The sequence below is a fragment of the Prochlorococcus marinus str. MIT 9201 genome (assembly GCF_000759955.1).
In the GTDB taxonomy this organism is placed as follows: Bacteria; Cyanobacteriota; Cyanobacteriia; order PCC-6307; family Cyanobiaceae; genus Prochlorococcus_A; species Prochlorococcus_A marinus_G.
On the sequence record NZ_JNAL01000007.1, the window covers coordinates 43660 to 55282 of the forward strand.

At 32.4% G+C, this 11623-nt stretch carries 13 protein-coding genes; 6 read left to right on the top strand and 7 right to left on the bottom strand.

All coding sequences use genetic code 11. The features are described from left to right. The first annotated feature begins 55 nt into the window (after positions 1-55). Positions 56-355, top strand: a complete 300-nt coding sequence (locus EU95_RS06900) for a ferredoxin (protein WP_011376994.1) — start codon at positions 56-58, stop codon at positions 353-355. A gap of 79 nt (positions 356-434) precedes the next feature. After that, positions 435-803, top strand: a complete 369-nt coding sequence (locus tag EU95_RS06895) for a hypothetical protein (protein ID WP_032521627.1) — start codon at positions 435-437, stop codon at positions 801-803. Between the two features lie 8 nt (positions 804-811). Here EU95_RS06895 and EU95_RS06890 read toward each other — a convergent pair whose 3' ends face one another. Together EU95_RS06890 and rnz are read right to left on the bottom strand one after the other, a co-directional pair. Next, positions 812-1372, bottom strand: coding sequence for a pentapeptide repeat-containing protein (locus EU95_RS06890; protein ID WP_158462197.1), 561 nt, complete (start codon positions 1370-1372; stop codon positions 812-814). Positions 1373-1446: 74 nt separating this feature from the next. Further along, complete coding sequence (gene rnz, locus EU95_RS06885) at positions 1447-2385, bottom strand: ribonuclease Z (protein WP_032521628.1); 939 nt, start codon at positions 2383-2385, stop codon at positions 1447-1449. 88 nt (positions 2386-2473) lie between these two features. On the opposite strand from rnz, the gene EU95_RS06880 reads away from it, so the two are divergent. After that, a complete protein-coding gene (locus EU95_RS06880) occupies positions 2474-3649 on the top strand; it encodes a SpoIID/LytB domain-containing protein (protein WP_032521629.1) in 1176 nt (391 codons plus the stop codon). Positions 3650-3651: 2 nt separating this feature from the next. On the opposite strand, the gene truB is transcribed toward EU95_RS06880, so the two are convergent. Further along, entirely contained in the window at positions 3652-4578 is a 927-nt protein-coding gene (truB, locus tag EU95_RS06875; RefSeq protein WP_032521630.1) for a tRNA pseudouridine(55) synthase TruB, read from the bottom strand. A gap of 142 nt (positions 4579-4720) precedes the next feature. Here truB and EU95_RS06870 point away from each other — a divergent pair, with 142 nt between their 5' ends. After that, positions 4721-5395: a class I SAM-dependent methyltransferase gene (locus EU95_RS06870; RefSeq protein WP_080728106.1), complete on the top strand. Its 675-nt coding sequence runs from the start codon at positions 4721-4723 to the stop codon at positions 5393-5395. Here EU95_RS06870 and rpmA read toward each other — a convergent pair. Continuing rightward, a complete protein-coding gene (rpmA, locus tag EU95_RS06865) occupies positions 5388-5648 on the bottom strand; it encodes a 50S ribosomal protein L27 (protein WP_032521633.1) in 261 nt (86 codons plus the stop codon). The genes EU95_RS06870 and rpmA overlap by 8 nt on opposite strands. Before the next feature lie 9 nt (positions 5649-5657). Continuing rightward, on the bottom strand, positions 5658-6095 hold the full coding sequence (rplU, locus tag EU95_RS06860) for a 50S ribosomal protein L21 (RefSeq protein WP_032521634.1): 438 nt from the start codon (positions 6093-6095) through the stop codon (positions 5658-5660). Between the two features lie 143 nt (positions 6096-6238). Between rplU and kaiB the strand changes: the two genes are divergently transcribed. Together kaiB and kaiC are read left to right on the top strand one after the other, a co-directional pair. Beyond that, entirely contained in the window at positions 6239-6556 is a 318-nt protein-coding gene (gene kaiB, locus EU95_RS06855) for a circadian clock protein KaiB (protein WP_011376985.1), read from the top strand. Positions 6557-6627: 71 nt separating this feature from the next. Further along, complete coding sequence (gene kaiC / locus EU95_RS06850; RefSeq protein WP_032521635.1) at positions 6628-8157, top strand: circadian clock protein KaiC; 1530 nt, start codon at positions 6628-6630, stop codon at positions 8155-8157. Here kaiC and EU95_RS06845 read toward each other — a convergent pair. Together EU95_RS06845 and purD are read right to left on the bottom strand one after the other, a co-directional pair. Then, the gene (locus EU95_RS06845; RefSeq protein WP_032521636.1) at positions 8154-10235 is read right to left on the bottom strand and encodes a HAMP domain-containing sensor histidine kinase; all 2082 of its coding nucleotides are present in this window, start codon (positions 10233-10235) and stop codon (positions 8154-8156) included. The two genes, kaiC and EU95_RS06845, sit on opposite strands and share 4 nt — an antisense overlap. Before the next feature lie 4 nt (positions 10236-10239). Next, positions 10240-11571 carry a phosphoribosylamine--glycine ligase gene (gene purD, locus EU95_RS06840; RefSeq protein WP_032521637.1) on the bottom strand — a complete coding sequence of 444 codons (1332 nt, stop codon included), beginning with the start codon at positions 11569-11571 and terminating at the stop codon, positions 10240-10242. Between the last annotated feature and the right edge of the window lie 52 nt (positions 11572-11623).

The window sequence follows — 11623 nt, forward strand, 5'->3', positions numbered from 1 at the left end:
ATCGATGTTAAAAATGTAATTGATAGGTATTAATTACCAACAATTTTTTATTTAAATGGCTTCTTACAAAGTTACACTCATCAGCGAAGGTGAAGGTCTCAATTCAACTATTGAAGTGCCTGATGACCAATACATCCTCGATGCGGCGGAAGAACAAGGTATAGACCTTCCTTATTCCTGTAGAGCTGGAGCATGTTCAACATGTGCTGGAAAAGTTACTTCAGGTAGTGTTGATCAATCAGATCAAAGTTTCTTGGATGACGACCAATTAGAAGCTGGTTTTGTTCTTACTTGTGTTGCTTACCCAACATCTGACGTAACAATTACAACTCATGCTGAGGAAGAATTGTACTAATTATAAAAAATTAACTTTTCTAAGTTGATTATTGATTATTTCTCTGTCACCCTCTATGAAGGTGGCTTTTTTTTTGTAAATGGATAAATTTGAATTTTTCAAGACTGGCAGTGTTCAATCAAGTTATGGAGGTCAGTACAGTTATAAGGTAATTGGACCATGTTGCAGACTTTATGATAGGGAGGAGTTACCTTGGCCCTGCTCAAGGCTTGCTTGGAGGAGTAAGGAGCCTAGTTGGAGAAGAATAGGTTCTAGGTTCGTTGCTGATATGGCTTCAAGAAAATGCCCATCTTACTCAGTGCAGATTTTTGAGCCTGGATCAAAACCTGTTGAGACTGTAATAACTCTTTTTTCAAAGAAATTTTCCTCTGATATACAAGAATGGTGGTACAGCAAAAAGCCAGGCTCAAGGAAGCCTGGCAATATCTACCCATCTGAAGTTAATTAGATTAAATATTAGGCTTTTGGTTTAGGAGGTGTGTAACCTTTTAGGCCAGAACATTCTAGGCTATCGGCTGTATTTACTCCTGTCTGTGAATTAGTACCTGTTGCTCTCTCGCAAAGTGATTTTCTTGTCTTTAAATCAAGGTTTGCGTCAGTAAAGTCTGCTCCATCAATAATTGCACCATCAAAAACACTTTTCATTAGCTCACCATTAGTAAGATTCGCATCTGTAAAATCAGCATTATCAAAGCGTGTTGCATAAGCAATAAGGTCCTTCATATTGGCTCCTTTAAAACTAGAGTTTTTTGCAGTTGTTACACTCATATATGCGCCTTGAAGATTAGCTTCTCCTAAATCTTGATTAGATAAATCATATTTAACATATTCAGTATTATGAAGGTCAGCACCGTGAAGATCATCTTTTAATACGTCAACTGATGAAGGATCACTTGGATATAGTGCATTTGCAGAGATTGGATTAATAAGTAAACCAATAATTAACGGAAGAAAAATAAATAGTCTTTTACAAGACTTATGTAGTGATGAAAAAATAGAAACCATTTCGATCAACATCAATATAGAAAACCTAAGACTATTATTCCATGGGTTGGTCATTTACGACCCTTCTTCTCACGAACTGTTGCAGTTTATTTTATTTCTGCCGTTAGAAAATCTTTTGCAAGGTGAGTATTTGGGAAAACTTTCTGAGCCTCTTTAAGCAAATCGCTTGGCGTAATTGGATTTTTATTGGTGTACCTTGGACTTAAATGAGTAATAATTAATTTTTTTGTATTAGATAATAGTGCTGTTTTGGCAGCCATTATTGTTGTGGAATGTAATTTTTCGTAGGCCATGCTTTCATCTTCTTGAGAAAATGTTGATTCATGTACAAGTAAATCAGCATTTTTCGATAGTGCAACAGCTGATTCGCTAAAGACTGTATCTGTGCAATAAACAAAACTTTCACCCCCTCTAGGAGGTCCACAAAATTCTTTCCCATCAAATGTTCTACCATCAGCTAAAACGACTTTTTTCCCTTGTTGCAGTTCTGAATAGATTGGCCCTGGTGCTATTTTTAAAGACTCTGCTTTTTTTACATCAAATATACCTGGCTTATCTTTTTCACTAACTCGATAACCATAAGCAGGAATTTTATGTTTAAGGCAGGCGCAATTTACTTGTATTTTGTCGTTTTCAAATAAAATTTTATTTTCTGATGCAAAATTTTCAACTTCTATAAAATGCAGTGGAAAGGATAATTTGCAAAAACTACTACTAAGTGCAGAATTTATAAAACTTCTTAGTCCTGAAGGGCCATAAATTTCTATCCCCTTACTATTGCCTGATAAACCTAAAGTAGCTAAAAGGCCAGGTAAACCATAAATATGGTCCCCATGCATATGTGTGATAAATATTTTTTTGATTTGTGAAGATTTAATTTTGCTTTTGATTATTTGATGCTGCGTTCCCTCTCCACAGTCAAAAAGCCAAACTTCTGAAGATTGTGAAAGTTTTAGAGCTAAGGCTGAAACATTTCTAGTTAATGAAGGGACTCCAGAACTTGTTCCTAGGAAGGTGATATTCACTTATTATGATATTTTTGTTTTTATATCTGGATTAAATCTAGACTTTTAGTCAAACTAAGGCAAATTAAGAATTTGTTTTTCAAACAAAGTGATACTTCAATTAAAAAAAAATTATAGTAAATTTTGTCTGATTAGTATTTTATTTTTTTGTATTTTTAAGAGTGAATCTGTTTTTGCTTTTGAAGAACCAATAATTAGAGTTTTGATATCAAAAAACAACAATATAAGGATAAGATCAGATAAATCAATTCCTTTAATCATAAAGGGTAAAAATTTCTCAAATAAAAAAATTAAAGGTTTAACTTTGGAAAATGAGAAAAATAGAGCAATCCTATATTTTGATAAGAATAAACAAAAAAAATATGACTTAAAAAGTAATCAACAATTTCAAGTTAGATCTTCTGATAGAAGAGGTATTTGGGTAGGTCAAAAAAGATTTTCTGGCAAACTAAATCTCTTTTTAATTGATTCTGAGATATTCGTAGTTAATGTTTTAGGTATTGAAAAATATTTAAGTAGTGTGGTTGGTTCAGAGATGCCAACGAAATGGCCCATAGAAGCATTGAAAGCTCAAGCAATAGCTTCTAGAACTTATGCTTTAAAGCAAAAGGGTAATATACTTTTTGACATTGATTCTACGCAGAGAAATCAAGTTTATAACGGTTTGGAGTCAAGAACTTATAAAACTACAAGAGCAGTTAGAAGTACAAGATCTTTAGTTTTGACCTATAAAAATAAATTAATTAATGCATTGTTTCACAGTAGCTCAGGTGGCATTACAGAAAATAGTCAAGATGTATGGAAGAATAAATATCCATATTTATCAAGTGTTAAAGATTTTGATAAAAGGAGTCCAAAATTTAAATGGCAAAAAAAATTTACAAGTAAAGAATTAAAAAAATTGTTCCCAAATATTGGAGGAATAAAAAATATAGAGATCCTAAATATAACTAATACTGGGAGGGTGAAAAATGTGAGACTTGTTGGGGCTTATGGTTCTGATCAAATGTCAGGAGTAGATTTAAGAAAAAGATTAGGCCTAAATAGTAATCTTGTGAGATTTAAATTTATAGGAGATGAAACTAATAATAAATTTCCTATGAAAAGAAATTTAATAGTTTTTGGACAGGGGTCTGGACATGGAGTCGGAATGAGCCAATGGGGGGCTAAATATATGGCTTCTAAAGGTCAAAAAGCTGAAAAAATATTAAAGCATTTCTATAGGGGTATACAGATTAAACCTTTTAGAAGAGATTTTCTATAAAATTATTTAGCGTTAAGGACTAATTTTGGGTTTATATTAGTTTGTTCTTTATTTAGGAATCCAATCCCAAGTAGGGTTTGTTTTTTATCTATTACTTTTATAGGCTTTTTATAATCAAAAGATTTGCTTTCCTTAAAGTAATTAATATCAACTTTAATTGCTCTTCCTGTTTGCCAAAAATTGATTTGTTCTTCATTTCTTAAGACAAATGATGAAATATGATTAAGAGCAGAAATTGTTGGAATAATAAAATTTTTCGACTCCCCTCCCTCTTTTTTTCCTTTTTCGATATCAGATATCTTTACTGAGTGTTGTTCATCAAAGCCACAAGCTGAAATTCTTTTTAGTTGTAGAAGGCAACCTTCGGAATTAAGAATTTCTCCTAAATCTCTTGCAATTGCTCTTATATACGTGCCAGCTGAACATTTGATTTTTATTTCTATTATTCCGTTTATTTGGTCCCATTTCATTAAAATCAGTTCGTCTATTTTTACTTCTCTTGGTGCTATTTCAAAAATTTCATTCCTGAATGATTTTTTATAAGCTTTCTCACCATTGACGTGCACACTGGATACTTTCGGCGGAATTTGTTTAATAATTCCTCTAAATCTGCCTAGGTATTGGTCTAATTTTTTATCGCTGATTTTAGGCCAACTTTTTTGATTAATTATCTCTCCGTGAATATCATCAGTCTTAGTTCTTATCCCTAATTTAATTTGTCCTATGTAAGTTTTATCCTGAGGAAGATATTGAATAAATCTTGTTGCACTGCCTACAGCGATTGGTAATGTCCCTGTAACTTCTGGGTCAAGTGTTCCTGTGTGCCCGACCTTTTTTATATTTAGTAACTTCCTTATTTGTTTAACACAATCATGAGAGGTACAGCCTTTATCTTTATTAATTACTAAGAATCCATCTTTAGTTTCCATTTTTAATATTAAGAATACTTTGAGAAAGATTTATGAACATTCTATGATTTTGGTATTGGAAATTTAGAATAAGAAATTGAAAAACAATAATTCTATTTTAAAAGAGTTTTTAGACAATGCTTTTAATTTGAAATCACATTTAATGGAATACTTATCTATTAGAGAGTGTGATTTAGATGGGTTTCTTGCAAATGCAAAGATGAATTTAGCTAATTCACATCCTGGGGACTCTTTAAATAATGTTTCAGATTTTTATACTGAAATTGTAGGAGATATGCATGTAGCTGATTTGGCTGCTTGGCATATAACAAGTAGGGATTACATCGCTGACACTTTAAAACTTCAACAGAGATTTTCTAGAGATTTAGTTTTGGATTTTGGAGGAGGTATTGGCACGCATGCCTTAGCTAACGCTATGTCTTCAAAAGTTGAGCATGTTTTTTTTGTAGATATTAATCAAACAAATAGAAATTTTGTTGAATACAGGGCTAAGAAATTAGGAGTCGAAAAAAAACTTACTTTTTGCAAAACGATTCAAGAAACTCAAAATTTGAAATTTGATACGATAGTTTGTCTTGATGTTTTGGAACATCTTGCAGATCCAGCTTCTCAAATTAATAATTTCAGTGAGATTATGGATAGTAATTCTATTGCTCTATTCAATTGGTATTTCTACAAAGGAGATAAGAATGAATATCCATTTCATATCGATGACAGCCAAATTGTTGAAAAGTTTTTTAAAACTCTTCAATCACAATTTTTAGAGGTATTTCATCCTATTCTTATTACTACTAGAGCTTATAAGAAAATCAGATAACTATATTAACTCTTTTTCTATTTCTTAAATTTCTTTTAATGCTATCAAAACTTACTGTACCTTCTTTTAATGCAAAAAGTGTGTCATCTTTGCCTTTACCAACATTATTTCCTGGCAAAAATGATGTACCTCTTTGGCGAATTAAAATTGATCCAGCAGTTACTTTTTCTCCACCATAAGCTTTAACACCAAGTCTTTTGGAATTCGAATCTCGACCGTTTCTTGTAGAACCTGTTCCCTTTTTATGTGCCATTAGAAAAGTTTAATTTGTTGATTTTTCGGATTTGGGTTTAGTTTCCTTTTTAACAGTTTCTTTTTTTGAAGAAGACTTAGGAGCTACTTTACCTTTTGAAATAGATTTTACCATAACTCTTGTAAGTTCTTGTCTATGGCCCATTTTTCTTCTTGTCTTTTTTTTTGGACGCATTTTGTATACAAGAATTTTCTTATCTCTTTTATGGGAAACTACTTCTAATTCAATTTTTGCATCCTGAACATAAGGTTTTCCAACGGTGATAGAGTCTTTGTCTTTTAAAAGTAAAACTTTTTCTAGTGTTATTTTGTCTTTCTCTTTTGCATTTAACCTATCTATATCATAGTATCTATCCACCTCGAACCAAAATTGCTGACCTGAAGTTTCTGCTATTGCATACAATTCATTACTTTTAGAATTGTTTGGAGAGTTTTTAGAATTTGTCATAAAAAGAAGACGCTATTAGGCTCAAATTTATAATTTGATTAAGCCAAATTAGCAATCATATAGTTTGTTTATTTTCTTATTTTGTAGTGTAATAAGTCAAGGGTTATATTTAAATTTTTTTTAACAATTAAGGAACCATAACAATGGCAGCAAGAAAAACATATATTTTAAAACTCTATGTTGCTGGAAATACTCCTAATTCAATGAGAGCACTAAATACTTTAAGAGAAATTTTAGAAAATGAGTTTAAAGGGGTTTATGCCTTGAAGGTTATAGATGTACTTAAGCAACCGCAACTTGCAGAGGAAGATAAAATTTTGGCTACCCCAACCTTAGCGAAAATTTTACCTCCACCAGTTAGAAGAATAATTGGTGACCTCTCTGATAGAGAGAAAGTTTTAATTGGTTTAGATCTACTTTTTGATGAATTAACTGAAACTGAATATAGTGGAGATAAGTAACATATAGAAAACTTTTTATAATTAAAAATAAACTGAATTTATTTTTATATTGGTTTCTTTAGAACAAAACTATGAAAGATAAGAAATTTGGCAAATCAAATAAAATGCAAGTACAAAAATTACCTACGGGAATAGAAGGCTTTGATGATGTTTGTAGGGGCGGATTACCTGTATCTAGAAGTACACTTGTTAGTGGTACATCTGGAACTGGTAAAACTGTTTTTTCTTTGCAATATCTACACCATGGAATTTGTAACTTTGATGAACCAGGGATCTTTGTCACATTTGAGGAGTCACCTTTAGATATTATTAGGAATGCTGCAAGTTTTGGTTGGGACTTACAAGAATTAATTGATCAAAATAAACTTTTTATCTTGGATGCTTCTCCTGACCCTGATGGTCAGGATGTTGCTGGTAACTTTGACTTATCTGGTCTTATTGAGAGAATTAGTTATGCGATTAGGAAATATAAGGCTAAAAGAGTTGCAATTGATTCTATAACTGCCGTATTTCAACAATATGATGCCATTTATGTTGTTAGAAGAGAAATATTTAGATTGATAGCAAGATTAAAAGAAATAGGTGTGACCACAGTTATGACTACAGAAAGGGTTGATGATTACGGACCAATTGCAAGATATGGAGTAGAAGAATTCGTATCCGATAATGTTGTCTTATTAAGAAATGTTTTAGAGTCAGAAAAGAGAAGAAGAACTTTAGAAGTTTTGAAGTTAAGAGGCACTGTTCATATGAAAGGCGAATATCCATTTACGATGGGAATGGATGGTATAAGCGTGTTTGCTCTTGGTGCAATGAGATTAACGCAGAGATCCTCAAATATTAGAATTAGTTCTGGAGTTAAAGATCTTGATGATATGTGTGGCGGAGGATATTTTCAAGATTCCATCATCCTTGCTACAGGAGCTACTGGAACAGGTAAGACAATGTTGGTATCAAAATTTGTCGAAGATGCGTACAATAACAATGAAAGAGCAATACTTTTCGCATATGAAGAATCTAGGGCTCAACTGCTTAGGAATGCAACTAGTTGGGGCATAGATTTTGAAAAGATGGAAAGTGATGGCTTGTTAAAAATTATTTGTGCATATCCTGAATCAACTGGTTTAGAAGACCACTTGCAAATTATAAAAACACAAATTAATCAATTTAAACCAAAAAGAATGGCAATTGATTCTCTCTCTGCATTAGCCAGAGGTGTAAGTTTGAATGCATTTAGACAGTTTGTTATTGCAGTTACTGGTTATACAAAACAAGAGGAGATAGCTGGCTTTTTTACTAACACTGCTGAAGAATTTATGGGAAGCCATTCTATAACCGACTCTCACATCTCAACAATTACGGATACTATTTTATTACTCCAATATGTAGAAATAAAAGGCGAAATGGCAAGAGCTTTAAATGTTTTTAAAATGCGCGGATCATGGCATGATAAACGAATAAGAGAATTTATAATCACAAATAAGGGACCAGAAATAAAAGATTCTTTCTCTAATTTTGAACAAATTTTTAGTGGTGCTCCTCATAGAGTTATTCCCGATCAAAATGTTCAAAATGTTTTTAAGGGATTAGAAAATAACTAGGTAATTTCACTAATTCCAGATTTTGTAAAAGCATTTCCATTATTAATAGCTTTTGTCAATAATTCGTCTTTATCTGTTTGAGCTAAAGCTAAATCAAACCAGAAGGTTGTGCCTACACCTAATTCACTAGCCATACGAATCTCTCCACCATGCTTTTCAATTATTCCTCGCACAATAGATAATCCAAGACCTGTTCCTTGCTCAGTATGCACTGCATTTTCTACTCTATAAAAACGATCAAATATCTTCTCTTGATCAGCCTGAGAAATTCCTGAACCTGTATCAGCAATCTCAATTCTTACTCTTGGTAACGGTGAAACTAACTCACATTGAGGTGCTTCATCATTGTTTTTACTGGGAGGGAAAGCAGGGCAGGAATCCGGCCAAGTATAAGCTCTTATGATTAATGTGCTGTTTTTTGGACTAAATTTCAATCCATTACCTAGCAAATTATCAAAAACTTGTAATAGTAAATCAAAATTTCCAAGAATTGGAGGAATAGTTTCTTCTATATCATGAGCTAATGAAACATTCTTTTCTGTAGCATTAAGCCTGTAATTTCTAAGAGCCTGTTCAATTGCTGGTTTTATATCCATTTGCTCCAGTTGAATTATTTTCCCAGACTCTAGTCTTGACAAATCTAATACATCATTTACGAGTCTTGTTAACCTATCAGTTTCTGAATTTGCAATTCCCAAAAATTCGATTTGTTCTTCATCAGAAAGCTGATCTTTTAAATCATGTAGAGTTTCTACATAGCTTTTGATGTTAAAAAGCGGTGTTCTTAATTCGTGGGAAACATTACTAATAAACCTGTTTTGCGCTGCGTTAAGTTCCACTTCTCTTGTTAAATCTTGAATTGTTACAGCAATTCCTTTTAATTCAACTTTGTTTGTATCTAAAACTGATTGCAAAACAATTCTTAAAGTTCTTGGTGGTTCTCCTAAACTAAATCTTAAATCGTCTTTCTCTTTTTCCCTGTTTAATATGGATTCTATATTTGTATGAAGGTCGTTAGATAAAATTTCCGGGATTTCATTTAAAAAATATTTACCTTCTAAGAATCTTCCTTCCCAACGAAATAATCTTTTAGCTGTTGGATTAGTAAGTACAATCTTGCCTTGTGAGTCCAATAATATTGCACCATCAGCCATTGTAGCTATTAGGGATTGTTGCTTTATTTGAGCCGCCTTAAGTTCTTCAATATTAGCCTCGTCATAATTTTCTAACTGAGTAGCCATGCGGTTAAATCCATTCAAAAGTTCTCCCAAATCACCCGTCATAGGTAAAGAAATTCTTGATTTGAAGTTCCCTTTTGAAATTTCTCTGACACCTCTTACTAACTCTCTTACAGGTCTAGTGATTGTGAGTGCATTGAATACAGCTCCAAGGATTACTAAAACCCAAATAGAAATAAAAACTGCTATTGTTACTTCCCTTGTTAGTGCAGCACTAGCCAATGCTTTTTTATTAGGTGTAACTCCTAAAGCTAAAGTTCCAAGATATTTACCTTTCCACAACATTGGTACGAATACATCTGTCACTTGACCTTGAGGTGTCGCATGCTGTCGAACTAAAGGGAATTGCGGTCTTTTCTTTAATTCTGATGGAAGTTTTAATCTTCTGGTTAACTGGAACTGACTATCTGAACTTGTTGGTGTTGCGCTTATCGGAATTCCTAGTTGAACGATGTCTTCTGCATCAGTAAAGAATATGTAACGGAGATTTCTACTTGATCTCCAAAACTTTTCAGCAACATTTGAAATTTCTTTTTTTTGGTTATTAGCAACTAATTCTGTGACATTCCCCGACAGCAATAATCCAAGATCTCTAGCGTATCTAGTATCATTCATCCCTGCATCTTTTTGGATACTATTTAGTGCAAAAAACGTTATGCCTGTCATTAAGAGGCTTACAACAAGAGTTGCTATCGCTAACAATTTTGTTCTTAAACTAAAACCGCTCCACCAAGAGAGAAGTCTATTAGCCCAATAGTTATTATCAATATCTTCACTACCAATATCTTCATTATCAATGATTTCATATCCTCTTCTAATTCTATTATTGGTATCTCCCATGACCTTAATTCTCCTTTGAAAAGTTTTTTCTCACTTGATGACCAATATCATTTCTAAAATAAATACCATTAAAATTAATTTCTTTTAAATTTTTGTATGCTTTTTTAAAAACTAAATCGAAATCTTTATCTTGGCATACAACACTCAAGACTCTTCCTCCATCAGTCAATAATTCTCCATTTTTACTTAAAGAGGTACCAGAGTCGAAAATTTGACAATTTAAAGAATCAATATTTCCTATTTTAATTGGAAAGCCTGTTTTGTATTCATGAGGGTAACCCTTTGAGGTTGCTATTACACAACCACTTACTTTATCTGTAGTATCAATTGTTTCAGAACCTGTTAAATTTCCCATTGAGCATTTTTCTAAAAGAAATACAAAATTCTGATCCATCAAAGGCATAATTGTTTGGCATTCTGGATCACCAAATCTGCAGTTATATTCTATTACTTTGGGACCAGACTTTGTGATCATTAAGCCAAAATAAATTACACCCTTATAGTCAATATTTTTTTTATTTAGTTCATCTATTGTAGGTTCTATTATCTCCTTAACTATTCGACTAAGGACATCTTTTGTTATTAGTGGAGCAGGAGAATAAGCCCCCATTCCTCCTGTATTTGGACCTTTATCTTCCTCCATAAGACGTTTATGATCTTGAGCAGTTGGAAGTAATATAAATTTCTCGCCATCACATAAAGCAAAAACTGAAACTTCTGGGCCTTCAATTTTTTCCTCTAAAACTATTACATTACCAGAGTCACCAAATTTACCACTGAAGATTAATTCTGCTGCTTTGAAACATTCATCTTTTGAATCAGGAATAAAAACACCTTTACCTGAAGCTAGACCATCGGCTTTCACCACCAATGGAATAGATGATGAATAGATAACCTTTTTGGCTTCTTTTAAAGAATTAACTTTCCAAAAGTTTGCGGTTGGTATATTTGCATCTTGCATAAATTCTTTGGCCCAAGATTTGCTATATTCAAGTTTTGCTCCATCTTTACCAGGGCCAAATACTTTAAAACCTTTTTTGCGAAGAAAATCGGCTAATCCATTTGCTAAGGCTATTTCGGGTCCTATTACAATTAAATCTATTTTTAAAGAGTTAAGCTTCTCTAATAAATCATTTTTATTTTTTATATCAATTTTGATTCTTTCACATTTATTTATTCTTTCTGATCCAGCGTTACCAGGGATTAAGTAAACTTTTTTTACTAATTCATTCTTTTGTATAGCCCAAGCCAAGGAATTTTCTCTCCCGCCATTTCCAATTACTAAAATATTTTTTAATTTGTTAGGGTTTTTAGAAATTGTTGAATTAATACTCATAAAATATGAATTTTGAAGGTTATGAGGTTTTGATAAATAATCAGTTAAAATG

Excerpts from the sequence above, each read along its gene's own strand:
- EU95_RS06845 (WP_032521636.1), bottom strand. The coding sequence starts at position 10,235 with ATGGGAGATACCAATAATAGAATTAGAAGAGGATATGAAATCATTGAT.
- purD (WP_032521637.1), bottom strand. The coding sequence starts at position 11,571 with ATGAGTATTAATTCAACAATTTCTAAAAACCCTAACAAATTAAAAAAT.
- EU95_RS06890 (WP_158462197.1), bottom strand. The coding sequence starts at position 1,372 with ATGTTGATCGAAATGGTTTCTATTTTTTCATCACTACATAAGTCTTGT.
- EU95_RS06895 (WP_032521627.1), top strand. The coding sequence starts at position 435 with ATGGATAAATTTGAATTTTTCAAGACTGGCAGTGTTCAATCAAGTTAT.
- kaiC (WP_032521635.1), top strand. The coding sequence starts at position 6,628 with ATGAAAGATAAGAAATTTGGCAAATCAAATAAAATGCAAGTACAAAAA.
- EU95_RS06900 (WP_011376994.1), top strand. The coding sequence starts at position 56 with ATGGCTTCTTACAAAGTTACACTCATCAGCGAAGGTGAAGGTCTCAAT.
- rplU (WP_032521634.1), bottom strand. The coding sequence starts at position 6,095 with ATGACAAATTCTAAAAACTCTCCAAACAATTCTAAAAGTAATGAATTG.
- rpmA (WP_032521633.1), bottom strand. The coding sequence starts at position 5,648 with ATGGCACATAAAAAGGGAACAGGTTCTACAAGAAACGGTCGAGATTCG.
- truB (WP_032521630.1), bottom strand. The coding sequence starts at position 4,578 with ATGGAAACTAAAGATGGATTCTTAGTAATTAATAAAGATAAAGGCTGT.
- kaiB (WP_011376985.1), top strand. The coding sequence starts at position 6,239 with ATGGCAGCAAGAAAAACATATATTTTAAAACTCTATGTTGCTGGAAAT.
- EU95_RS06870 (WP_080728106.1), top strand. The coding sequence starts at position 4,721 with ATGGAATACTTATCTATTAGAGAGTGTGATTTAGATGGGTTTCTTGCA.